The 21,795-nt window shown below is 71.6% G+C and carries 23 protein-coding genes; 9 read left to right on the top strand and 14 right to left on the bottom strand.

The window, feature by feature from the left end:
• Window positions 1-133: 133 nt before the first annotated feature.
• From K1J60_RS13590 to K1J60_RS13570, 5 genes are all read left to right on the top strand, one after another.
• On the top strand, window positions 134-1,393 hold the full coding sequence (locus tag K1J60_RS13590) for a L,D-transpeptidase (protein WP_220646450.1): 1,260 nt from the start codon (window positions 134-136) through the stop codon (window positions 1,391-1,393).
• 88 nt (window positions 1,394-1,481) lie between these two features.
• On the top strand, window positions 1,482-2,249 hold the full coding sequence (locus tag K1J60_RS13585) for an enoyl-CoA hydratase/isomerase family protein (protein WP_220646449.1): 768 nt from the start codon (window positions 1,482-1,484) through the stop codon (window positions 2,247-2,249).
• Window positions 2,250-2,566: 317 nt separating this feature from the next.
• Window positions 2,567-3,070, top strand: a complete 504-nt coding sequence (locus tag K1J60_RS13580) for an ATP-binding protein (RefSeq protein WP_217179687.1) — start codon at window positions 2,567-2,569, stop codon at window positions 3,068-3,070.
• A gap of 73 nt (window positions 3,071-3,143) precedes the next feature.
• Window positions 3,144-4,370, top strand: coding sequence for a YncE family protein (locus tag K1J60_RS13575; RefSeq protein WP_220646448.1), 1,227 nt, complete (start codon window positions 3,144-3,146; stop codon window positions 4,368-4,370).
• A 117-nt stretch (window positions 4,371-4,487) separates the two neighbouring features.
• Window positions 4,488-5,120, top strand: a complete 633-nt coding sequence (locus K1J60_RS13570; protein WP_220646447.1) for an ADP-ribosyltransferase — start codon at window positions 4,488-4,490, stop codon at window positions 5,118-5,120.
• Window positions 5,121-5,175: 55 nt separating this feature from the next.
• On the opposite strand, the gene K1J60_RS13565 is transcribed toward K1J60_RS13570, so the two are convergent.
• Complete coding sequence (locus K1J60_RS13565) at window positions 5,176-5,808, bottom strand: GNAT family N-acetyltransferase (protein WP_220646446.1); 633 nt, start codon at window positions 5,806-5,808, stop codon at window positions 5,176-5,178.
• A 52-nt stretch (window positions 5,809-5,860) separates the two neighbouring features.
• On the opposite strand from K1J60_RS13565, the gene K1J60_RS13560 reads away from it, so the two are divergent.
• Both K1J60_RS13560 and K1J60_RS13555 read left to right on the top strand, forming a co-directional pair.
• Window positions 5,861-6,775 carry a helix-turn-helix domain-containing protein gene (locus K1J60_RS13560; protein ID WP_220646445.1) on the top strand — a complete coding sequence of 305 codons (915 nt, stop codon included), beginning with the start codon at window positions 5,861-5,863 and terminating at the stop codon, window positions 6,773-6,775.
• Window positions 6,776-6,846: 71 nt separating this feature from the next.
• On the top strand, window positions 6,847-7,059 hold the full coding sequence (locus tag K1J60_RS13555; RefSeq protein ID WP_005480082.1) for an EF-hand domain-containing protein: 213 nt from the start codon (window positions 6,847-6,849) through the stop codon (window positions 7,057-7,059).
• On the opposite strand, the gene K1J60_RS47145 is transcribed toward K1J60_RS13555, so the two are convergent.
• Together K1J60_RS47145 and K1J60_RS13550 are read right to left on the bottom strand one after the other, a co-directional pair.
• A complete protein-coding gene (locus K1J60_RS47145) occupies window positions 7,004-7,294 on the bottom strand; it encodes an IS3 family transposase (RefSeq protein ID WP_398683208.1) in 291 nt (96 codons plus the stop codon). The genes K1J60_RS13555 and K1J60_RS47145 overlap by 56 nt on opposite strands.
• Window positions 7,291-7,587: a hypothetical protein gene (locus K1J60_RS13550; protein ID WP_220646444.1), complete on the bottom strand. Its 297-nt coding sequence runs from the start codon at window positions 7,585-7,587 to the stop codon at window positions 7,291-7,293. The genes K1J60_RS47145 and K1J60_RS13550 overlap by 4 nt, the downstream gene beginning before the upstream one ends.
• 272 nt (window positions 7,588-7,859) lie before the next feature.
• Between K1J60_RS13550 and K1J60_RS13545 the strand changes: the two genes are divergently transcribed.
• Window positions 7,860-8,081 carry a hypothetical protein gene (locus K1J60_RS13545; protein WP_220646443.1) on the top strand — a complete coding sequence of 74 codons (222 nt, stop codon included), beginning with the start codon at window positions 7,860-7,862 and terminating at the stop codon, window positions 8,079-8,081.
• Between the two features lie 685 nt (window positions 8,082-8,766).
• Here K1J60_RS13545 and K1J60_RS13540 read toward each other — a convergent pair.
• The 8 genes from K1J60_RS13540 to K1J60_RS13505 all read right to left on the bottom strand — a co-directional run bounded on the left by K1J60_RS13540 (window position 8,767) and on the right by K1J60_RS13505 (window position 19,362).
• Window positions 8,767-10,353: an NADase-type glycan-binding domain-containing protein gene (locus tag K1J60_RS13540; RefSeq protein ID WP_220646442.1), complete on the bottom strand. Its 1,587-nt coding sequence runs from the start codon at window positions 10,351-10,353 to the stop codon at window positions 8,767-8,769.
• Window positions 10,350-10,907, bottom strand: coding sequence for a phage tail protein (locus tag K1J60_RS13535; protein ID WP_033526814.1), 558 nt, complete (start codon window positions 10,905-10,907; stop codon window positions 10,350-10,352). The genes K1J60_RS13540 and K1J60_RS13535 overlap by 4 nt, the downstream gene beginning before the upstream one ends.
• Before the next feature lie 145 nt (window positions 10,908-11,052).
• On the bottom strand, window positions 11,053-13,011 hold the full coding sequence (locus tag K1J60_RS13530) for a putative baseplate assembly protein (RefSeq protein ID WP_220646441.1): 1,959 nt from the start codon (window positions 13,009-13,011) through the stop codon (window positions 11,053-11,055).
• A complete protein-coding gene (locus K1J60_RS13525) occupies window positions 13,011-13,472 on the bottom strand; it encodes a GPW/gp25 family protein (protein ID WP_033526816.1) in 462 nt (153 codons plus the stop codon). Before K1J60_RS13525 ends, K1J60_RS13530 begins: the two co-directional genes overlap by 1 nt.
• 156 nt (window positions 13,473-13,628) lie before the next feature.
• Window positions 13,629-15,530, bottom strand: coding sequence for a VgrG-related protein (locus K1J60_RS13520; RefSeq protein WP_220646440.1), 1,902 nt, complete (start codon window positions 15,528-15,530; stop codon window positions 13,629-13,631).
• Window positions 15,530-16,255: a CIS tube protein gene (locus K1J60_RS13515; protein ID WP_033526818.1), complete on the bottom strand. Its 726-nt coding sequence runs from the start codon at window positions 16,253-16,255 to the stop codon at window positions 15,530-15,532. Before K1J60_RS13515 ends, K1J60_RS13520 begins: the two co-directional genes overlap by 1 nt.
• Before the next feature lie 16 nt (window positions 16,256-16,271).
• Window positions 16,272-16,697 carry a phage tail protein gene (locus tag K1J60_RS13510; RefSeq protein WP_033526819.1) on the bottom strand — a complete coding sequence of 142 codons (426 nt, stop codon included), beginning with the start codon at window positions 16,695-16,697 and terminating at the stop codon, window positions 16,272-16,274.
• 121 nt (window positions 16,698-16,818) lie between these two features.
• Entirely contained in the window at window positions 16,819-19,362 is a 2,544-nt protein-coding gene (locus K1J60_RS13505) for a hypothetical protein (protein ID WP_220646439.1), read from the bottom strand.
• On the opposite strand from K1J60_RS13505, the gene K1J60_RS13500 reads away from it, so the two are divergent.
• A complete protein-coding gene (locus K1J60_RS13500; protein ID WP_220646438.1) occupies window positions 19,352-20,362 on the top strand; it encodes a hypothetical protein in 1,011 nt (336 codons plus the stop codon). The genes K1J60_RS13505 and K1J60_RS13500 overlap by 11 nt on opposite strands.
• A gap of 312 nt (window positions 20,363-20,674) precedes the next feature.
• Here K1J60_RS13500 and K1J60_RS13495 read toward each other — a convergent pair whose 3' ends face one another.
• Genes K1J60_RS13495 through K1J60_RS13485 form a run of 3 tightly spaced genes read right to left on the bottom strand, consistent with a single transcriptional unit; the run spans window position 20,675 to window position 21,791 of the window.
• A complete protein-coding gene (locus K1J60_RS13495) occupies window positions 20,675-20,833 on the bottom strand; it encodes a DUF6760 family protein (RefSeq protein ID WP_086786782.1) in 159 nt (52 codons plus the stop codon).
• On the bottom strand, window positions 20,830-21,348 hold the full coding sequence (locus tag K1J60_RS13490) for a hypothetical protein (protein ID WP_220646437.1): 519 nt from the start codon (window positions 21,346-21,348) through the stop codon (window positions 20,830-20,832). Before K1J60_RS13490 ends, K1J60_RS13495 begins: the two co-directional genes overlap by 4 nt.
• The gene (locus K1J60_RS13485) at window positions 21,348-21,791 is read right to left on the bottom strand and encodes a phage tail protein (RefSeq protein WP_033526822.1); all 444 of its coding nucleotides are present in this window, start codon (window positions 21,789-21,791) and stop codon (window positions 21,348-21,350) included. Before K1J60_RS13485 ends, K1J60_RS13490 begins: the two co-directional genes overlap by 1 nt.
• Window positions 21,792-21,795 lie beyond the last annotated feature (4 nt).

The following is a 21,795-nucleotide window of genomic DNA, read 5'->3' as shown; positions in this document are numbered from 1 at the left end:
TGCAAGTTGGGACTGAACGGTGACATTCACCGAGGCCAAATCATCCCGATCATCTGGTTAATGTACGTGCGTACGCGCACGCTGCGCGTAGGGGTGCGGGCCTGCTCAGGCCGTGCGAGGGGAGAACAGAGAGTTGAACGGGCGACCGATATCGGGGGCGTCGGTTGGCGCGCGGACTCGGCGGCGCAAGGGGGCCCTGGCCATGCTGCCGGTCCTGATGCTGCTCGCCGTCACCGCGTGCGGCGGAGGCGGGGGCGCGGACTCCGGCTCCGGCGGCGACAAGGGCAAGGGCTCCGACAAGACCGCCTCCGACAAGGCGGCGGCCACCGGGGCCTCGGAGGCGGTGGTCTCCATCGCCCCGAAGAACGGCGCCGATGCCGTGGCCACCAGCGGAGCGCTCAAGGTGACCGCCGCGAAGGGCAAGCTGTCCGAGGTCACGGTCGAGAACGACAAGGGCGAGAAGATCGATGGCGAGATAGCGAAGGACGGCTCCAGCTGGACGCCGTCCATCCACCTCAACTCCGCCACCGAGTACAAGGTGCACGCCGTCGCGAAGGACTCCGAGGGGCGCGAGGCCGCCGAGGACTCGACCTTCACCACGCTGACCCCGAAGAACACCTTCGTCGGCATCTTCACCCCCGAGGACGGCTCGAAGGTCGGCGTCGGCATGCCGTTCTCGATCCGCTTCACCCGGGGCATCACCGCGCCGAAGGACGTCGAGAAGGCCATCACCATCAAGACCGAGCCGGCCGTCCAGGTCGAGGGCCACTGGTTCGGCAACGACCGCATCGACTTCCGCCCGGAGAAGTACTGGAAGGCCGGCACGAAGGTCACCGTCGACCTCAACCTCGACGGTGTCGAGGGCCGCGACGGCGTCTACGGCGAGCAGAGCAAGAAGATCTCCTTCACCATCGGCCGCAGCCAGGTCTCCACGGTCGACGTCAAGAAGCTCACCATGAAGGTCGAGCGGGACGGCAAGGTCATCAAGACCATCCCGGTCACCACCGGCAAGCCCGGCATGGAGACCTGGAACGGCCAGATGGTCATCAGCGAGCGCCTGAGCGTGACCCGGATGAACGGCGAGACCGTCGGCTACGGCGGCGAGTACGACATCAAGGACGTGCCGGACGCCATGCGGCTGACCACCTCCGGCACCTTCATCCACGGCAACTACTGGGGCGGCGACGCCTTCGGCAACTACAACGCCAGCCACGGCTGCATCGGCCTGCGCGACACCCGCGGCGGCTGGGACCGGAAGGCGCCGGGCGCCTGGTTCTTCGACAACTCGATGATCGGTGACGTCGTCGTGGTCAAGAACTCCAACGACCGGACCGTCGACCCGGACAACGGCTACAACGGCTGGAACATGTCCTGGGACAAGTGGAAGGCGTGAGCGCCACCGCCTGAGAACCCGACGTACGGCCCCGGTGTGATGTAAGGCACCGGGGCCGTCGCCGTTAGTCGCGGTTAACCTGCGGAGCATGACCGTGCATCTCGAAGTCGCCGAAGGCGTGGGCACCATCCGCCTCGACCGCCCCCCGATGAACGCCCTGGACATCGCGACCCAGGACCGCCTCAAGGAACTCGCCGAGGAAGCGGCGGACCGGGACGACGTACGCGCCGTCGTCCTCTACGGAGGAGAGAAGGTGTTCGCGGCCGGCGCGGACATCAAGGAGATGCAAGCCATGGACCACGCGGCGATGGTCGCCCGGTCCCGGCCCCTGCAGGAGTCCTTCAGCGCCGTGGCCCGTATCCCCAAGCCGGTCGTCGCGGCCGTCACCGGGTACGCCCTGGGCGGCGGGTGCGAGCTGGCGCTGTGCGCCGACTACCGGATCGCCGGGGAGAACGCGAAGCTCGGCCAGCCGGAGATCCTGCTCGGGCTGATCCCGGGCGCGGGCGGCACCCAGCGTCTGTCCCGGCTCGTCGGCCCCTCCAAGGCCAAGGACCTGATCTTCACCGGCCGGATGGTCAAGGCGGACGAGGCCCTCACGCTCGGCCTGGTGGACCGGGTCGTCCCGGCCGACGAGGTGTACTCCGCCGCACACGAGTGGGCCGCCCGGCTGGCGCGGGGCCCGGCGATCGCGCTGCGGGCCGCCAAGGAGTCGATCGACGCGGGCCTGGAGACCGATCTGGAGACCGGGCTCGCGATCGAGCGGAACTGGTTCGCCGGGCTGTTCGCCACGGAGGACCGCGAGCGCGGGATGCGGAGCTTCGTGGAGGAGGGGCCGGGCAAGGCGAAATTCGTCTGACGGCCGTGGAACCGCGGTCGGCGCCCCTCGGAATCAGGTTCACAAGTTCCACTGATCGACTTGCAGTTGACGCGGTGTATTACCCGCGTCCCCCGAAGGGGCGTTTCATCCGAGCCTTAAGGCAGCCTTAAGGGCAGGGTGCCCAAGGGGCCTGCCGCTGACCGAAGTTCAGCCGGTTCGCGCAGGTCGGAAGGGCTGTGGCGAGCAGCTTTCTGCCACTGGCATATGCCAAAAGAAACCCCCGGAATGGTTGGTTCCGGGGGTTGTATTCCTGCGGAACGGCCCCGCAGGGGGCTCGGGACGGCCATGATGGGGGCATGGCGGGGCTGGAGGGTATCGAACAGCCGCGGCGGCACGGGAGTGCGACCGCGGCGCGTTGGTCACCTGCGATCGAGGACGAACGGGCGCAGAAAGCACTGGAGTTGTTCGGCAACCCCACCGAGGCAGAGGTTCCGCTCCCGTCCCGCCCCGAGTCCGCGGCCACCGCGCGGCGGCTCGCCCAGGTCGTCGTCCTGCGCCAGTGGCGACTGTCGCCGAAGATGACCGAGGACGCCGTCTTACTCGTCTCCGAACTCGTGGGCAACGCCGTACGGCACACCGGCGCCCGCGTCTTCGGACTCCGCATGCGCCGCCGGCCCGGCTGGATCCGCGTCGAGGTCCGCGACCCCTCACGGGGGCTGCCCTGCCTGATGCCGGTCCAGGAGATGGACATCAGCGGACGGGGCCTGTTCCTGGTGGACAAACTCTCGGACCGGTGGGGCGTGGACCTGCTGCCGCGAGGCAAGACGACCTGGTTCGAGATGAGGGTCGCGGACCGGTAGCCCCTCGCCGCGCGCACCTCCGTCGATCGGACGAATCGCCGACATTCGTGGGGAACCTCCCTATAAAGGTCGCGTGACCACGCCCCGCACCCCCCTCAAGCAGCGCACCCTCGCGCGGCGCGCCCTTCTCGCGGCCGCCGTCCTCGCCGCCGTGGCCGCGTGCGGCTCCGCGACCGGGCCCACCGAGCAGGAGCAGCGCGTCCGGGCCGACCGGGCCGCCGCCGAAGCCGAAGCCGCCGAGCGCAAGAAGAAGCAGCGGACGGCGGTCCGGGGACTGCACGGCATGCCGCCCGTGCTGGACCCCCACGACGTCTACGCCGCCGACCGCCCGAACCGGCTCTCCCCAGTGGTCAAGGACTTCCCGTCCCGGGTGTACGTGCCCAACAGCGAGTCCGACACGGTCTCCGTCATCGACCCCGAGACGTACGAGATCATCGAGACGATCCCGGTGGGCCGCCAGCCCCAGCACGTCGTACCGTCCTGGGACCTGAAGACGCTGTGGGTCAACAACAACCGGGGCCACACCCTCACCCCCATCGACCCGAGGACGGGCAAGGCGGGCAAGCCGGTCGAGGTGCACGACCCGTACAACCTGTACTTCACCCCCAACGGCAAGTACGCCGTCGTCATGGCCTCCCTCGACCGTGAACTCGTCTTCCGTGACCCGCACACCATGAAGCGGATCAGGACCGAGCCGGTCACGTGCTACGGCGTCAACCACGCCGACTTCTCCCTCGACGGCACGTACTTCATCGTCTCCTGCGAGTTCAGCGGCGAACTGCTCAAGGTCGACACCGCGAAGATGAAGGTGATCGGGCAGCAGAAGCTGCCGTTCGAGGGGGCCATGCCGCAGGACGTGAAGATCTCACCGGACGGCAGGCGGTTCTACATCGCCGACATGATGGCCGACGGCATGTGGGTCCTGGACGGCGACAAGTTCGACGAACCGAAACTGCTGCCCACCGGCAAGGGCACCCACGGCCTCTACGTCGGCCGCGACTCCCGCGAGATGTACGTCTCCAACCGCGGCGAGGGAACGGTGTCGGTCTTCGACTTCACCAAGGACAAACTGACCAAGAAATGGCACCTGCCCGACGGCGGCAGCCCCGACATGGGCGGCGTCTCCGCCGACGGCAAGGTCCTGTGGCTCTCCGGCCGCTACGACTCCGAGGTGTACGCCATCGACACCCGCACCGGGGAGCAGCTCGCCCGCGTCCCCGTCGGCAGCGGCCCGCACGGCCTCGCGGTCTACCCGCAGCCCGGCCGCTACTCCCTCGGCCACACGGGCATCTTCCGGTGACGACCCGCGACGTGGGGCGGCATCTTCCGGTGACACATGACAACCGGGCGGGCTGACACGCCTCCCAACGAGTGAGGGTCCCCGGCCCGGCGCCGCACAGCCGAGATCGTGCTCGACATGATCACCACTCGTGCGCGGCGCCGGGCCGCCGCCGTCGTCCTGTCCCTCTCCGCCGTCCTCGCGACCTCCGCCGCGACCGCACCGGCACAATCCCCCGCCTCGACGTCCGCCAAGGCCGCCACCGCCTTCGTGGGGGCCGCCGCCCCCACCTGCCCCCGGTTCGAGGACCCGGTGCACGCCGCCGCCGACCGCCGCGTGGACGTCGACCGCATCACCCCCGAGCCGGTCTGGCGCAAGAGCTGCGGCACCCTCTACCGCAGTGACAGCCGGGGCCCGGCCGTCGTCTTCGAGCAGGGCTTCCACCCCAAGGACGTCATCGACGGGCAGTACGACATCGAGAGTTACGTCCTGGTCAACCAGCCCTCGCCATACGTCTCCACGACCTACGACCACGACCTGTACAAGACCTGGTACAAGTCCGGCTACAACTACTACATCGACGCTCCCGGCGGCGTCGACGTCAACAAGACCATCGGTGACCAGCACAGGTGGGCCGACCAGGTCGAGGTCGCCTTCCCCGGCGGCATCAGGACGGAGTTCATCATCGGCGTCTGCCCGGTCGACAAGAAGACCAAGACGGAGAAGATGAGCGAGTGCGAGAGCAACCCGCACTACGAGCCCTGGCACTGACGCCGTCGCCCCACGGCGCCCGGCATGCCCGACCGCCCCACCCGCCCCCTCGCGGCTATCGGGCGATGAGCAGGATCTCCGAGCCAACCGGCCGATAGCCCGCCGACTGGAACGCCCGCACGCTGCGGGCGTTCCCCGGCGCGATCTGCGCCCACAGCGGCTCGGCGACGAGATGGCGCGCGGCACGCACCAGCGCCCGGCCCAGCCCCCGCTGCCGTACGCCCTCCTCCACCTCGACCGAGACCTCCAGCCGCCCGGCGATCCCCCGGCCCGTCGTCAGGACGCCGCCCTCCGCCGTCCAGACCCGTACGTCGTCACGGCGCCGCCGCGCGTACGCGACGCGGGGGTGGCCGGCGTCCGTGATCTCCCGCAGCGGGAGCGGCGGTTCGCCCGCCAGGGGCGAGGCGACCAGCATCGCGTCGATGGTCTCGGTCGTACGGCCCGTCCGTTCCATGAGGACCGCCAGGAACCGGGGGTTCATGCTCGCGGACAGCGCGTCGCACTCCATCGACGCCAGGAGCTCGCGCACCCACTCCGGATCCTCGTCCGTGAAGACGACGGAGTGCGCCGTGAAACACAGGACACCCGCGTCCCGGGGAGAGTGCTGGGCGACGACGGTCGTACCGCCGTCCGCCGGAGGGAAGACCCCCACGGCCGCCGCGTTCACCATGTCCTGCAAGCTCTCCATGGCCGCCGTACTCCTTGAGTCTCCACCCACTGGAAGGCCCACACTCGCAGACATGATCGAGAACGGCACCGGCCTTTTCACCATCGGGCAACTCGCCCGCGGCTCCGGTCTGTCCGTCCGCACGATCCGCTACTGGTCCGACGAGGGCGTCCTGCACCCGGTCACCCGCAGCGCGGGCGGCTACCGGCTCTACGACGCCGAGTCCGTGGCCCGGCTCGAACTCGTCCGCACCCTGCGGGAACTGGGCCTCGGCCTGGACCACGTACGGCAGGTGCTCGCGGGCGAGACGACCGTCGCGGAGGTCGCGGCCACGCACGTGGCCGCGCTGGACGCGCAGATCCGCGCGCTGAGGGTGACCCGGGCGGTGTTGTCGACCGTGGCGCGACGCGGCTCGACCGCGGAGGAGATGACACTGATGAACAGACTGGCCCGGCTGTCCGCCGCCGAACGAGGGCGGATCATGGACGACTTCATGGAGGAGACCTTCGGCGGACTCGACACCGCCGACCCCGACATCCGGACGCGGCTCAGGTTCAGCCTCGCGGATCTGCCGGAGGACCCCACGCCCGAGCAGGTGGACGCCTGGGTGGAGCTGGCCGAGATGCTCCAGGACCCGGGGTTCCGGGCGCGGATGCGGGAGACCGTCGAGTTCAATGCGGCGGACCGGGGGCCGGACGCGCCGTCGGGCACCTCCCTGTGGTTCATGAGCCGCTTGGTGCAGTCGGCGGGGGAGGCGCTGCGGGCCGGCGTCGACCCGGTCTCGCCTGCCGCCGAGGAGGTACTGGCCGGGCTGCTCGGTGACGCCGACCGGGCCGCCGTGCTGGAACGCGTCACGTCGGCGGCCCACGTCGAGCTGGCCCGGTTCCGGGAGCTGGCCGCGCTGGTACGGGGCGTGGACCCGCTGTCGGCGCACACCGAGGAGTTCGCGTGGGTGGTCGCCGCACTCCGCGCTCGGGCGGCCGGTTAATCTGACCTGCGTCAGTAGGACTGTCAGCAGGACTGCCTCGAAGAGGCAGGGCACCAAGAAGGGGCGGATCGGTGGCCGACATCGAGGCAGCGCGCAAGGAGTTCCAGCGGATCGACGCGGACGGCGACGGGTTCATCACCGCCGCCGAGTTCAAGACCGCCCTGGCCCAGGAAGGCGACTGGAACGTCACCGAGTCCGTGGCGGAGGTCATCATCCGCACCCGCGACCTCAACGGCGACAAGCTCCTGTCGTTCGACGAGTTCTGGGGCCACCTGAACAAGTGAGCCGAGCACGAAGGGGCGCCCACCGTCGCGTAGGACGGAAGGGCGCCTTTTCGTCATCCAGCCCAGTCGTCAGCCAGGAGTTCCATGGCTGGACGATCTCCAGTGGCCAGTGCTCGACGGTGCAGTGGGTCACCGCATGTCCCTGGCGGTTCAGCTCGCGCCAGATCTTCCGGGCCTCGTGGACACGGTGGTTGGACGTGTAGACCTCCTGGATGCCGCTCTTTGAGTTCCTCATCGCGCACGGAACGGGCGGAGGGAGTTACCAGGCGCTTCTTGCGGGCGTAGGAGGTGGAAGGGGCGATCTTGCAGTCGTGCTCCGGACTCCTTCGTCGTCGTCCCCGGACGCGTCCCCGCGTCGATCTCGTGCTGCTTCAGCCAGTTCCGCGGTGTCTCGCGGGAGCCGATGCCGAGCTTGTCGGCGACCGCCTGCAGGGCGGCCGTCTCGTTCGGGTAGTCGTCGCGCACCTCGGCGACCATGCGCACCGCGCGACGGCGGAGCTCAAGCGGGCGACGGGAAAATCGTGCCAAGATTCGATTCTTTCATGAAATGGAGTCTCCCTTCGAGTCGGGGGGCAGGGTGACCGCTTGCGCGCAGCCGCTTGCCCATCTGGACACCGGAGCAAGACCAACCGCTGCAGATGTCCGACGGACTCGGCAATTCGCGGAATCTTCACAAGATCGATGTTCGGCGCTCACTAAACGCCATGTAGTCTAAATGCGACGGAATATTCGAATAGGTTTCCGTTGCATCAGAAATGCCTCTACGGATTAGTCAAGTGTTTGCAAAAGGGGAAAATCCAATGCGCAATAAGCTCGCGCTTTTCGCCGCAGGTGTCGCGGTGGCCGTCGGCGCCGGCCTCGTGACCGCTGGTTCCGCTCAAGCCGCGACCTACTACAGCACCAAGGCTGAGTGTGATGCGGCGCTGAGCCAGCGGGCCGACGCGGCGCGGTGGGAGTGCCAGAAGAGCTGGGGTAATTCCCCTGAGGGCTGGTTCATAAACGACGCTTCCGCCCAGGGATAAGTGTTGTGTAGAGCTCATCACGCAGTCTTGTTGAGGTGCGCTGGTCGGGCGAGACCGAAGTGCTCGACTGTGAATCGCGGCTGACGACCTGTCGCGACATGGAACGGCGAACAGAATTCCACGGCACCTCAGGAAACACTGGCCGTGTTATGAGCTCTAAGCCCAGCTGACATGATTCACATTCATCATCCCGGCGGGTCGAGTGGGCAGGGCTGATTCAGAGTCCTGAGGGTCATGGAGACGCGCAGGCCGCCGAGGTGTGACGATCCGGGGAAGTCCGTCACGGACGCAACGAAGCTCCGGTTGACGGGGTGACCTTCCCAAGTCGCCCTGCCCGTCCGGAGCTTCGTTGTGCCGCCAGTCCTCCACTGTCTGCCTGACCAAGTCGCCCACCGCCGCCCAGCGCGGCGTGAAGGGTGTCGCCGAACGACCGGCCGTTCTTCGCGAGTCGCAATCCGCACAGCCCCCGTACGGAACTCCGCATCGAACTTCCGTCTCTTGCCTGCCATGACTCCCCACTTCCCCTGCAGTCACGGTCTCTACGCTGCGAGGGAAGGCCACCCACCGGCTGGTTCCGCTTCCATGCCCACCGCCCGCCCCTCTCACGTTCGAAGTGCCCACCTTAGGAGGGGCCCTGGCGGTCGTCACGTGAGGGGGGCGGACGGCGAGATGGGTGAGCCGTTTTTCAGCTACCGCCGTTGGAGCGGCCGAAGAACTCGATCTCGGCTATCGCGACCTGCTTCTTGGCGTCGGCGCCGTAGGCGGAGAGCAGGGTGAACCGGACGGTCTCCGCCGCGCCGACCCGGAACTTGCGGCGCTGGCCGCCGGCGCTCTGGTCGAGGGTGAGGGTCTTGGTGGAGACGGAGCCGTCGGGGGCGGTGATCTTCGCCTCGATGCGGTGCGGGCGGGCCGACTCCGCGCGCTGGTCCGCGTTCTTGGAGACACCCGGGGTGATGACCACGTCGAGCAGACGCGTCGGCTCCTCGAAGCGGGCCTCGATCCACTCGCCCTCGCCGGACTGGGTGACACCCGGGCCCCACCACGTGTTGCTGTACGTGTCGAAGGCCAGCTGCGGCTTGTGGCCGGGGAACGAACGGGACGCCTTGAAGCTGTCCGGGACCACCGACGCGCGCTTGGCGAAGTGGTCGCGGGTCGCCTGGTAGGCGTCGTCGGCCTGGAAGGCGAGGGTGACGATCAGGGTCAGGACGAGGGCACCGACCAGCCAGCTGAGGATCTGGCCGAAGCCGCGGCGCAGCCGGGGCCGGTCACCCGCCCACGGGGTCTCCGTGTTGCGGCCGGTCAGCACCCGGCGCCACCACGGCAGCCGGGCCGGTGCCTCGGTACGGCCGGCCATCGGCATCGCGCAGCGTGCGCAGAAGTGCCGGTCCGGCCGGGTGGGGGTCCCGCACCACGGGCAGGGTACGCCGCCCTCGGCGCCGAACTCCGGCTGCGGGGCGCGGACCTGGGGGCGCTGCACATCGGGGCGGCCCGGCAGTACGGGGGCGACGGCCGGCTCCGCGGGCGCGCGGTGCTCGGGGTCGGCCACCGGGACCAGGAGGGACCTGGCCCGGTCTGCGGCGGAGGGGGAGGGGGAGGGGGGCGGTGTCGGGGCCGGTGAGGTGGGGGGTGCGGGGGAGGGGTGGGTCGGGAGGGGGGTGGTGGGGTCCTCGTCGCCGGGGTGGGGGTGGGGTGCTGAAGGCTGGGCCTGTGCCGGGGCTTGTGCCTGGGGCTGGGGTCGGGTCTGGGCCTCGGAGGCGAGGACGGTCGCCGGGGTCGCTCCCGCCTGGGTTGTGTCGTGTGCCGTGCGGGCCGTACCGGTCCCGGCGCCCGGGAGGGAGGAGGCGTCCCAACCCGGCTCGTTGCCGGCGGCGTCACGCTCGGCGTTCGTCGGGGCCGGGGCGGCGGCCGAGGAGGAGGGCGAGGCTTCGGGGCTCGGGTGTCCGGTCGCGGTCGCGGTCGCGGCTGCGGTCGCGGCTGCGGGGGCGGGCGCCGGGCGGTCCGGGGTCGCGTCCGCCGTGCGTGCGCCGTCGGCCTGGGCCTGGCTCGTCGCGCGTCCGGCGTCCGACCCGGCCGAGGTGTCGCTCGGGGTGCCGGAGGTGTGCGCGCGGTCGGCGGACTCGCTCCTGGCGGCGCCCGTGGCGGACCGGGCCGGGGTGCCGGACCAGCCGAGTACCGCGCCGCAGGCGTCGCAGAAGGACTGGCCGGGCTCCCCGCGGGTTCCGCATTCGGCGCAGCTCTGGGCCTGGCCGGTGCCGGGGGTCGGGCTGGTCATCTCTCGGGGATCCTTTCGGCGGCGGTCACCTGGACCGTGTACGGCATGTGGGCGGGGCGGGCGGCGGCGACGAGGCTGTCCAGCCGGTGTTCGTCCGCCGGGGTGGGATCGGGCAGGCGCAGGGCCACGTGCAGGCGCGGGCGGCGCTCGCCCGGGACAGGTCCGAGGGGGCGGGCGTCCCAGGTGGCGGCGCCGCTCTCGGTGATCTCCGGGGTCACGCCGAAGACCAGGCGTACGGCCTCGGACAGGCCGCGCCGGGTGCCGCGTACCCGGTGCAGATACGCGGCGGCGGCGACCGCGGCGCGCAGGCGGTCCTCCGGTTCCGTGCCGTCCGTCTCGGCGCCGACCCAGCCGGCGAGCCACTGGGTGAAGTCCACCGGGGCCAGGGACGGCGTGAAGTAGGAGTCCAGGCAGTCGAGGACGGAGAGGATCGGGGCGAGGACCTCGTCGAGGCCGCCGATGAAGCGTTGGGCGAGGTCGTCGTCGGCGAACACGGCGGGGAGCATCGTGCCGATGGGGTGCGAGGAGCCGAGGCCGTCTATGGAGCCCCTCATGTGCGGCCTCCGGGTGCGCCCAGGAGCTCGGGGGGTGCGGTGAGCCGGCGGCCGCGGGTTCGTCGTGGTTGCTCGCGCCCACGCGGCGGAGCCGCATATGTAACAGCCCCGCGCCCCTTCAGGGGCTGCGCCCCGTCAAGAGATTTCACTGCTTGTCCCCGATCACGCGGACCCGGTGGTCGAAGGAGAAGACCAGGGACGGGGGCGAGAGGTCGATGCGGTTGGTGGGGTCGCCCCGTTTGCCGGTGAGGGGGTCGGCGGGGTGGAGCTGGACGTCGTCGACGAGTTCGACGCCGGGCACCCGCTGGAGGACGGCGAAGACCTCGCCGGACTGGACGGGGCGGCCGAAGGGCCAGCCCCGGCCGTCGGCGCCGCCGGTCAGCGGGTCGAGGTGGCGGTAGAGCGCGTCGTGGGCCTGACGGCGGACGCGGTCGGTGTCCACGCCCCGGAAGGCGTGCAGCGTGGCGACGACCGTGATGCCCTGGTAGAAGGGCGGGCCGACGGCCAGCCGCGTGCCGATCAGGCGGCGCTCGTCCAGGTGGCGGGTGATGCGGCGCAACAGGGCGTCACCGGGGACGAGTTGCTCGAAGCGGAGCCGGCCGCCCGGGTCCGGGACCGCCTGGGGGACCACCAGCACCCGTACCGCGTAGGCCCCGTGCTCGCCCTCCTCGCCCTCCAGACAGGTGATGCGGGCGGTCTCGGGGGCCGCGCGGCGGGCGAGTTCCTCGTAGTCGCGCAGGGTCACCGCGCGTTCCTGGGCGCGCAAGGTGATCGGTGCCCGGACCTTCGCTTCTTCCACGGTCTCCGCGTCGACCCCGCCGCGCGCGGCCTCCCGGTTGACGACCTCGGAGACGTACGGGACGGAGGTGCGCAGCACCCGGATGGCGCCCCGGGCCACATTGCCGGCCCGGCCCCCGCCGGTGCGGTAGCGCACGGCGCGGATGACGGACCCCTTGGGCGCGACGGCCCCGTACTGGCGCAGGCTCCCGTCGGGCTCCCGCACCGCCGGGCCGAAGGCGATCTCACCGGTGGCGGAGTCCAGGGTGATGTGGCGGTCGTAGGAGGTGGACGCGGCGAAGGACGGGACGACGTCCCAGTCGGTCCAGCCGTCGTGCTCGGCGGTCTGGAGCAGCACGGGCGGGGTGTCGCCGACCACGGGGAAGTGCGCGAGGCGCAGCCGCTGTCCGGGCAGGCCGGTGGACTCGCCGAGCGCCTCGTCGTACACGGTCTCGGCGTGGACGACGGTGGTGGTGCCGCCGATGGTGAAGGCCTCGGCGGCCCGGACGGTCGGCGAGGTGGTGTAGAAGGGCTGGCCGGGCAGGGGTTCGGTGACCCGGCAGCGCAGCCAGCCGGCCTCCTGGCCGCCGGTGCGGGACAGGGTGTGCCCGCCGGGCATGTGCAGGACGACCTCGCCCGGACGGTTCAGGCCGCCCGTGCCGTCGCGGTCGACCTCGCACGCCGTCCAGCCGTCCTCGGTCCACGCCTCCCAGACCAGCGGCGGCTGCCGGGGGTCCACGCCGACACCGTCGACCACGCTGTCCAGTTCGAGCACCACCGCGCAGTGCGGCACGGCGGCCGTCAGCCCGAACAGCATGCAGTCGCCGGGCCGCGGGGACTCCGCGAAGCACATCAGGTCCTTGCCCTCGGCGAGGTCGGAGGTCCGGTCGGCCACCGGCTCACCGGGCCGCTGGGTCACCAGGTACCGCAACGCGCAGGGCACGACGTCCAGTTCGCGCTCGGTGGTGAAGACCACCGCCTCCTCGCTCTCGGTGCGTACGGTCGCGACCTCGGTGCCCACCGGCAGTGCCACCGGCTCCTCCTGCGGCGCCGACAGCCAGAACGTCACGTCCGTGCGGGCGGCCGAGGGCGGGAACAGGGTGATGCCCACCAGGTCCAGGAACGCCAGATGGTTCTTCTCCGGCACCCGGTTGAGCCGGTAGACGATCTGGTCGGCCATGTGGGCGACCGTCTCCACCAGGGTGACCCCGGGGTCGGAGACGTTGTGGTCGGTCCACTCCGGGGCCCGCTGCTGGATGTAGCGCTTGGCGTCGTCGACGAACTGCTGGAAGCGGCGGTCGTCGAGGTTCGGGGAGGGCAGGGCCATCAGCGGTCGCTTTCGGGACGGTCGGGGCGTTCGGGACGGTCGGAGCCTTCGGAGGTCGGGTCCGGCTCGTCGTGGGAGGGGATGACGTAGAACGGGAAGACCAGGCTGCGCGGGTTGTTGGTGCCTCGGATCGAGTAGCGGACGTCGATGAAGAGGACGCCCTGGTCGGCGCCCGCCGTCACCTCGACGTCGGTCACCTCGATCCGCGGCTCCCAGCGGTCGAGGCTCGCGTACACCTCGTGCTGGATACGGCCGGCGGTGGCCTCGTTGACCGGCGCGAACACCAGGTCGTGGATGGCGCAGCCGAACTCCGGGCGCATCGGCCGCTCACCCGGCGCGGTCGCCAGGACGAGCCGGATGGCCTCCTCGACCTCCCGCTCCCCGCTGACCAGGGCGATGCCCCCGGTGGGGCCGATGCGCAGCGGGAACGCCCAGCCGGATCCGACGAACTGCTCGGCCATCAGCGGGCCACCCCCCTTCCATACCTTGCGGACGAACGTGTACTCATGAGCGGCCCCCGGACCAGGGCGATGCGACCGACCACGGCGACTCGACGAGCGATGGCGACGTGAGCGGCCATGGCGACCTGTCGGGCCGGGGCGACAGGAAGGGGGCCGTCACGGGATCGGATACAGCTTCTTGTTGACCATGACGATGCCCGTGATGTCGACGTTGGCCGCGCGCAGCGCCGCCTGGCCGACGGCGTTGATCTGCACGGTCCCGGCCGCGCTGAGCGTCGCGGCGCCCGCCGCGTTCATGGAGAGGGCGCCGACCGCGTTGATGTTGACCGCGCCGCCCAGCGACCTCAGGCCGACCATGCCCTGGCCCTGGAGGTTCAGGGGGCCGCCGCTGCGGATGGTCACGGACCGCAGCGCGCTCAGCGTCAGATCGGTCCCCGCCTTCACGGACACCGAGGTGCCGCCCGTGATGCTGACGGCCCCCTTGCTGTCCACGGTGATCTCGGTCTTCGTCCGGTCCAGGTTGATGATCAGCCTGTCGTTGCCGCTGGCGATCCGTACGCCCTGCTTGCGCAGGCCTGTCTGCTGGCTGAGCAGGTCGACCCGGTTGCCCTCGCGGTCCGACAGGGTGTGCCGGATCGCCTTCTTCTTCACCGGGTCGTGCAGCCACACGTCCTTCACGGGCGTCGGCTTGTCGACGCCGTTGTAGAGGCCGCCGATCACGAACGGGTGGTCGAGGGCGCCCCGGTCGAAGGCGACCAGCACCTCGTCGCCGACGTCGAGCGGGAAGATCCCGCCGCCGCCCTTGCCGCCCATCTGCACCGTCCGCGTCCAGTCGCTGACGTAGGTGTCGTCCAGCCACGGGAACTGGAGCTTCACCCGGCCCTGCTTCAGCGGATCCTGTACGTCGGTGACCAGGGCGTTGGCCACACTGGGCAGCCGGGGCGAGGCGGAGGTGCCGCCCGAGGTCAGGCCGAACAGGGAGCGCCACTGCCGTCCGCTGACGGTCACCCAGGTCTCGTAGTGGCTGCCGTCGCCGAAGGAGTGCCGCACGGAGGTGCAGGTGTACTTGCCCTCGAACGGGGTGCCCACCTCGGTGAGCGTGACCGGCACCCCGGGCCGCAGCTTCGGGTTGCCGCGCACGGTGACCTCCAACTCGGCGAAGGACGAGGTGATGTCGTCCGCGAGGGAGCCGGCGGCGTGCGTGACCTCGGTCTGGAGGTCGTACGGCGTGTCGGTCTCCACCAGCTTCGCGGCCTTGAAGGCACCCGCCGCCTTCTGCGGGGTGGTGCCGATGGCGATCCCCGGGTTGTCGTTCGCCGGGGTGGTCGCCGTGAGCTTCTTCTTCGTCGTGACGTTCCAGCCGCGTGCCTCGACCCGGCCGACCTGGTCGGCGGCCGTGACGGCGGCCCGGCAGCGCAGGATGTCCACCCCGGCCTGGAGCACGAACGGGCTCTTCTCGCCGGGGGTGCTCGTCGGGGGCGCGCCGGACGCCGGCTTCGGTTTGACGAACTGGAACTTCCCCTGCGAGTCCAGCGACATCACCATCTCGTTCTCGTCGGCGAGCCGCGCCAGGAAGTCCCAGTCCGTCACGTTGGACTGCGAGATGAAGTCGTAGACCGTCTTGGTGCCCTGCACCTGCCCGACCGGGATGCCGTTCATCCCGGCCAGCTTGCGGGCGATGTCGGAGGCCGTCTGATTGCGGTACGCCGCCACCCTGCGCACCCGCATCAGCCGGTGCCCCGGGTCGTAGCCGCGGACGACGGTGAAGGTGCCGGTGCCGTCGTAGTCGGTCTCCATGCCGGTGACCTCGCCGGTGAGCAGCGGGGTGCCCGCGCCCTGTCCGTCGGCGACGGGCGCGATGACGACCTCGGTGCCGAACCTGACGTTCAGTTTGCCCAGCAGCAGTCCGTGCGGGTCCCGGAAGGTGAGCCGGAACGCGCCCGGCACCCCGGCCCCGAGGTCCACCCAGCCGCCGACCAGCAGATCGGCGTACTCCGGCGGCAGTTTCGCGCCGTCGAGGGTGACGTGGATGACGTTGGAGAAAGAGGGCTTCACCATCAGAATCCGACCTCCTCGGCGGCCGGCAGGACGAGTTCGATGCCGGTGGGCAGCCGGGTGGGATCGTCGATGCCGTTGGCCTCCGCGATCGCCCGCCACGCGGACGCGTTCCCGTACTCCCGCCACGCCAGCGACTGCAGCGAGTCGCCCGCGACGACCCGGTGCACACTCCGCGCGGTCAGCGCGCCCGACGTCGGGTTCTGCCCCTTGGTGTTGCTGGGGATCTCGTGCAGCGACAGCCGGCAGGTGGCCCGGATCGGCACCCCGGTCGTCCCGAACAGGGAGTACGTGACGTCCACGGAACTGACGTACGCCGTGAAGCGGGCCGTCGAGAACGACCCCCACTGGAACACCACCCAGGGCGGCGACGGCTGCTTCGCGGCGAGGCTCTTGGAGGTGACCTCGCAGCACGACAGCAGCGACTCCACCTTCTTCAGCACCGTGGTGCCGCTCGGCTTGGCGGAGGAGTCGAGGAAGATCTCGACGTTCATCTGCCGGGCCTCGGGCCCCATGAACTCCGGCAGGGCGCCGTCGCGCACGGCCGCGCTGATCGTGGTCTTCCACTGGGCACCCTGGCGCAGCGTCAGCTCCGCCGGATTGAACTCGAAGCTGAACGTCCTGATCAGCCCGCCGGGTGTCGTGCTCGTCCCGACCGGCGGCTCGTGGATGGCCAGTGTGGCCCGCACGAGGCTCTTGCCCGCGCCGCCCTTGCTGCCCTTCGCCATGTGCTGTCCCCGCCCCTCAGTCCGTGAATCCGTGGTGGGTGATCTCCAGGACCTCGGTCGCCACGCTCGGGTTCGACGGGTCCAGGGACGGCCCCTGCCAGCTCACCGGCAGGACGTCGATCAGCCCCCAGTGCGCCACCTCCGAGCCGTCCGCGCGCAGCGCCGCGATCTGGGCGGTTGGGCGCTTCACGCCCGTCGCCACGGACGAGATCCACGCCGCGACCTTGGCGGTGTCCGGGGTGAGCGGCCTCGTCAGCCGGATGTTCGAGAACGTCACGCGTGACGGGAACTGCCAGACGAACCCGTTGTTCCCGCCCTCCTGGCGGTGCTCGATCTCCACCGTCGAGGACAGCCCCTCGCACCCGTTGAAGTAACCGAGGCTCTCGCCGTCGATCGTCAGGGTGAAGAAGATGGTGGAGCCCGGGTCGAGATCGCGGGGCATCGGGTGGGCCTTTCTGCGGGCGGCTGCCGCCGGGGTTGTGCGGGTCGGGTGGGGCGGTGCGGGCCGGGTGGGGGTCGGTGGTGAGGTCGTTGGTGGGAGTCGGTGGCAGGTGTGGCGGGGGTCAGTGGCGGGGGTCGCGGAGTTTGCCGATGCGTTCGCGGTCGAGGCGTAGTTCGGTGCGGACGAGGCGGGTGATGCGACCGATGAGCTTGTGGGTCAGCTCGTCCAGCTGGAAGTCGGTGAGGGACCGGGGGTCGAACTGGTTTGCGGGGTCCACTGCGGCGTAGGGGGGCGGAGCGTCGGTCGGCGGGGTGCGGTGAGCCGTGGCCGTGGCCGTGGTGGTGGCGGTGGTTGTGGTGGCGGGGCTGGGGCGGAGGGGGGCTTCCGGGGCTCGCTGGATGGCGGGGGGTGCGGGCGGGGGTGTGGGGGCGGCTGTGGGTGCGGGTGACGGTGCGGCGCGGGGCGGGGTGGGTGCCTGGGCGGTGACGGGGGGTGTGGGTGGGGTGGGGGCTTGGCGTCGGACCACCGGGAGGGCGGGGAGGAGGGTCGGCTTCTGCGGTGCTCGCTGTGCCTGCGGGGGCGTCGTGGGAGCGACGGTGGTCGAGGCGGGTGAGGCGGGTGAGGCGGGTGAGGCGGGTGAGGCGGGTGAGGCGGGCGAGACGGGCCTGTCCGCGGTGAGGCGTTGTACGGCCGGGCCGCTGCCGCTGCCGCTGCCGGTGCCGGTGCCGGTGCCGGTGCCGAGGGTCGCGGGGCGGCGCAGGGGGACGGCAGGCCGGGGGGTCTGACGCTGGATTGAGGGGGGCGGGCTGGTGGTGGGGGTGGGCAGGGCTGTGGTCAGGGCGCGGGTGGGGGTGAGGGGGCGCACCGGGGTGGTGGTGGGTGCGGGTGGGGCGGAGGGTGCGGGCAAGGCGGATGGCATGGGCAGGGCGGACGGTATGGGCAGGGCGGACGGGGCTTTCGGCCCTGCGGGGGCCGTCGGTGTGCTGGTTCGTTCGGGGGTGTGCCGGGTCGGGTCCTGGGGCGACTGCGGGCCGTGCGTGGCTGGCCGCGCGGTTGGCCGCGTCCCTTCAGGGAGGGCCGGGGCGGGGCCGGTGGTTGTCAGGCCCCGGTGCGGTGCCGTCGCTCGCTGGACGGGAGAGGTGTGGGCGATGGGGCTCGGGGCGCCGGGGATCGGGCGCCCGGACAGTGGCTTCGCGCCGTCGGGAGGGGTGGAGAGGGGGGCACCGAGAAGGGGGCGCTGACGGGGGGTGGGAACGGGGGCGGGGGCCACGGTGGGCTGAGCCGGGGGCGCCGGGGGTGGGGGCGTGGTGGGCGGCACGGGGCCGGCGGTGGGGGTGCCGAGGCCCATGCGCCGCGTGCTGGTGGAGGTGCTCCGCTGCACGGTGGGCGGCTGGGGGCTGGGCGCGGTCCGCTGTGGCCGCGCGGAGCTGCCGGGGACATCGGTAGCGGTACGGGTGCCGGAGCCGGGGGTGGGGTTGGTAGCGGTGCCGGCGGGGGTCGGGCTGGTGCCGTGCGTCGGGCCGGTGGCGGGGGCGGGGGCCGCGTCACGGGGGCCGGCCGTTGTCCGTTGGACGGTGTCGGCCGCGCTGCGGGTGGGCGGGGCGGCAGCGGTCGCGGAGGGAGCGACGGTCGGGCCAACCGCCGTGCCGCCGAGGTCCGTTGCCGTTGCGCTGCGGTCGTGTGGAGCCGAGGCGCCGACTCCGGGTGGCGTGGCTGCCGTACGGCTGGGGGCGGCCGTCACTCGCCGCACGTCGGAGGGGCCGGTCGCGGCGGGCCCGGAGGCGGGCGCCGTTGCCCCGGGGGCCGAACGCGGGTGGGCAGGGCTGTCGGCGTCGGCTGTGGCCGGTGCGCCCGTGGGGCCGGTCGCTGAGCGCTGAACGTCGACGGACGGGGTGCCGGGGTTGGGGGTCCGTGCGGCAGGGCCGCTGGGGGTCGTCCTGTGAGTCGTCGACGTCAGGGGCGTGGCGCCCGCCGGGTTGCCGAGAGCGGCCCTGGACGGTCGGGCGTCAGCCGCCGCGTCGCCGGTCCCGGAAGCCGTGCCACCGGGGCGGGCGGACGCTGCGTGAGCGCTGTCCGCTGCTCCGGCGGGGTTGCTGTTCGCCGCGCCGGTGGTGTTCGCCGCAGTACGGCTGGAACCGGTCGCTGTGCGTTGGACGGTGCGCTCGGAAGGTCCGGGGGTGGCCGTGGTGTGGGCAGGGTTGGTACGGGTGCCGGTGAGGTCGGCTGAAGTGGGGCCGGAACCGGTCACCGCCCGTTGGAGGTCGACGTCCGCGTTTCGAGGCGTGACCGGGATGCCGGAACGGTTGGTGCGCGTGTCAGTGGGGCCGGTCGTCGTACCGGCGGGGTCGGCTGCCGTGGCGCTGTTCTCGGTCGTCGCCCGCTGGACGTGCTTCTCGCCGTGCCCAGGGCCGGGGCCGGGGTCGGAGCCCGCGCCGACGGGGTTGCCTGCTGCGGCGCCCACCCCGGGGACCGCCCGTCGGCCGGCGATGCCCCGTTCGGGGCCGGCAGGGGAGGCGCCAGTCTGCACGGGGGTGCCCGACGCGGCGCCGGCTGACGTCGTCGCCCGCTGGACGCTGACCTCGCCCCGTCCGGAGGGGGTGGGGCCGCCCGCGGACCGGTTGCCCGTGGCGTCGGACGGGGGCGCGATCCCGGCCGTGTCGCCCACTGTGCGACGGGGGCTCGTCGGCGTACTGGCGGAATCCGGCGCCGTACCGGCCGAATTCCCCGTCACACGGCCGACGTTCGTCGGTGCGCCGACGGAGTTCGTCGTCGCGCGGGCGGGCTGCGTCGTGGTGCGGGCGGGCTGCGTCGTGGTGCCGGCGGAGTTCGACGTCGCACGGCTGGACTTCGTCGCCGCGTCGGCGGGGTTCGACACCGTACGGTCGGGGTTCGCCGACGTTCGGCCGGAGTTCGGCGTCGTACCGGCGGCGGTGTCAGGCATCGCCCGCTGGATGGCGAGCCCCGCGCGCCCGGGGTCGGCGGTGGTGCTTCCGGAGGCGGCGTCGGCTGCGCCGCCCGACGTGCCGACCGGGCCCGTACCCGAGTCCGCAGGGCCCGTCCCGCTTCCCGCGGATGCCGTACGCGCCGACGGGACGGCCGGCGCCGGACGCGGTGACGCGGAGCCACCGGAAGTCATGGGCCCGGACGAGGAGCCGTCCGCCGCCGCCCGCCCGGGCGACGCACCCCCCGGTGTCGTCGGCCCCGTAGCCGTACCCTCCGGTGCTCCGGCGGGCCCGGAGGCCTGTGGCCGTGCCGTCGGCAGTGTCCGGCGCTGGACGGCCGGTGAGGCGGGGGCCTTGGTCAACGGGGTAGGCCGGGTGGCGTGGGGCGGTGCGGGGGTGACCCGGGGGCCGGTCGGACGGGTCGGCGTGACCCGGTACGGGGCTCGCCGCACAGGCCGAGGGTCGACCGACGTGGACGTGGAGGGCGGGGCCTCCGGCTCGCCGTTCGGCTCGGCGCTCGCCACCGGCAGGGTGCGCGAAGGCAGTTCCAGGCCGGCGACGGGTGCCGCCGACGTGGTGAGGACGTTCCTGACCAGCCCACCCGGCGCGTCGGGCAGGACGGCGTGGGACAGGGTCCCGGTGAAGGACGGGTTCTGCCAGGTGCTCAACCGCCCGCTGAACCCGGCGTCCGCGACAGAGGCCCGCCCCCCGGTGGCCCGCTGAATCGGGCCCAGCCCCTCCCAACCACCGCCGGAACCACCGCGACCGCCGGAAGCACCCCCACCGCCGGAAGCGCCCCCACCGCCGGAAGCGCCCCCACCGACCGAAGCGGTCCCGTCGACCGAGGCACCCGCGGCACCCGAACCGATCACGGCATCCGAACCGATCACGGCACCCGTGTCGGCCCCGGCACTCGCGTCGGCCCCGGCACCCGAACCGCCCCCGGCCCCGCCGGCCGACGCACCGCCGTCAACCCCACCCCGGCGCGCCGCCGACCCGGCGGCGCCCCGCAGGCGATCCATGAAGCCCACGTGTTCAGCCCTCCGACCCGCCCCGTGTCACGAGGGACGCGATCTGTTCGGTGTAGCGGCGGCGGTCGTGGTGTTCGAGGTCGAGGATCTCCTCGAAGCTCCAGTGGAAGTGGAAGGCGACGTACGCGATCTCCTCGTGCAGCCGGTCGGTCGCGTACGTCACGATTCCCCCAGGCGGCTCCCGCCGAGTTCGACCTCGAAGGGCTCGGAGCAGTGGGGGCACTCCACGGCCGCGCGGGTGTGGCCCTCCGCGTTGACCTGCCGGTAGAAGTCCTGAAGGAAGGCGAGGTCGGACGCGAACATGTTCTCCACGATCCCGTCGTGGACCATCGGCAGATTGCCCAGCCGGGTGATGACCCGGCCGAGCAGCACGACCGACAGATACGCCGGGTTCTCCTGGACCCGGACGTCGCGGAGCGGGATCAACTCGTCCCGGGCGGTGGCGAGACGCATCACGCCCTCCCGGTGAACGTTCCCCGCCTCGTCGACGTAGCCGCGCGGCAGTTCGAACGGGAACTCCGTCCGCAGCCGCTGCGCCACCGGCGCGACAGCCGGAGCAGCCGCCGGTTCCGGCGCGGCGACGGGAGCGGCGGTGGTGGGGAAGGGGGACGCGGCGGAAGCCGCCTCCTCCTGCCCCGTCACCGTCATCGCGCCCGCCCTGCCAGCCGTACGCCGCATTACTCGATGACCAGTTCTTCGAAGACGATGGTCACGGTCTCGGTGAGCGCGGACGCCTCGCCGGCCTTGAGGGTGCTCGCGTCGATCTTGCTGCACCAGGCGTTGCGCATGTTGTACCGCTTCACCGGGTTGTTCTGGTAATCCATCATGATGATCGACGCGTTCTTCCGCGCCGAGCCCATCTGACCGTTGATCGAGTCGTTGATCCACGTGTTGAACGCGGCCGACTGGGTCATACCGCGGACCACGGTGCACTGCCCGTTCTTCTGCACACCGGGCAGAAGGTTGACCTCGGGCCGGCCCTGGGCGGAGTTCTGCTGGTACGTGATGACGTCCTGTTCGAGGGTGAGGCCGCTGACCTCCGCGAGGTACTCGACCATCACCCCGTCGATCTGCAGGCCGAAATTGTGTGAAGTAAGGGCGTCACCCGGCGCGAGGCTCATCTGT

The organism is Streptomyces akebiae (assembly GCF_019599145.1).
Lineage (GTDB): Bacteria > Actinomycetota > Actinomycetes > Streptomycetales > Streptomycetaceae > Streptomyces > Streptomyces akebiae.
This window is presented reverse-complemented; position numbering and strand designations above follow the sequence as displayed.

Bases quoted from the DNA above. Each gene is read 5' to 3' on its own strand.
- K1J60_RS13510 (WP_033526819.1), bottom strand. From the start codon at position 16,697: ATGCCCCGCGATCTCGACCCGGGCTCCACCATCTTCTTCACCCTGACG.
- K1J60_RS13530 (WP_220646441.1), bottom strand. From the start codon at position 13,011: ATGGCCCTGCCCTCCCCGAACCTCGACGACCGCCGCTTCCAGCAGTTC.
- K1J60_RS13490 (WP_220646437.1), bottom strand. From the start codon at position 21,348: ATGCGGCGTACGGCTGGCAGGGCGGGCGCGATGACGGTGACGGGGCAG.
- K1J60_RS13585 (WP_220646449.1), top strand. From the start codon at position 1,482: ATGACCGTGCATCTCGAAGTCGCCGAAGGCGTGGGCACCATCCGCCTC.
- K1J60_RS13560 (WP_220646445.1), top strand. From the start codon at position 5,861: ATGATCGAGAACGGCACCGGCCTTTTCACCATCGGGCAACTCGCCCGC.
- K1J60_RS13570 (WP_220646447.1), top strand. From the start codon at position 4,488: ATGATCACCACTCGTGCGCGGCGCCGGGCCGCCGCCGTCGTCCTGTCC.
- K1J60_RS13580 (WP_217179687.1), top strand. From the start codon at position 2,567: ATGGCGGGGCTGGAGGGTATCGAACAGCCGCGGCGGCACGGGAGTGCG.
- K1J60_RS13485 (WP_033526822.1), bottom strand. From the start codon at position 21,791: ATGAGCCTCGCGCCGGGTGACGCCCTTACTTCACACAATTTCGGCCTG.
- K1J60_RS13565 (WP_220646446.1), bottom strand. From the start codon at position 5,808: ATGGAGAGCTTGCAGGACATGGTGAACGCGGCGGCCGTGGGGGTCTTC.
- K1J60_RS47145 (WP_398683208.1), bottom strand. From the start codon at position 7,294: ATGAGGAACTCAAAGAGCGGCATCCAGGAGGTCTACACGTCCAACCAC.
- K1J60_RS13520 (WP_220646440.1), bottom strand. From the start codon at position 15,530: ATGGTGAAGCCCTCTTTCTCCAACGTCATCCACGTCACCCTCGACGGC.
- K1J60_RS13545 (WP_220646443.1), top strand. From the start codon at position 7,860: ATGCGCAATAAGCTCGCGCTTTTCGCCGCAGGTGTCGCGGTGGCCGTC.
- K1J60_RS13535 (WP_033526814.1), bottom strand. From the start codon at position 10,907: ATGAGGGGCTCCATAGACGGCCTCGGCTCCTCGCACCCCATCGGCACG.
- K1J60_RS13515 (WP_033526818.1), bottom strand. From the start codon at position 16,255: ATGGCGAAGGGCAGCAAGGGCGGCGCGGGCAAGAGCCTCGTGCGGGCC.
- K1J60_RS13540 (WP_220646442.1), bottom strand. From the start codon at position 10,353: ATGACCAGCCCGACCCCCGGCACCGGCCAGGCCCAGAGCTGCGCCGAA.
- K1J60_RS13525 (WP_033526816.1), bottom strand. From the start codon at position 13,472: ATGGCCGAGCAGTTCGTCGGATCCGGCTGGGCGTTCCCGCTGCGCATC.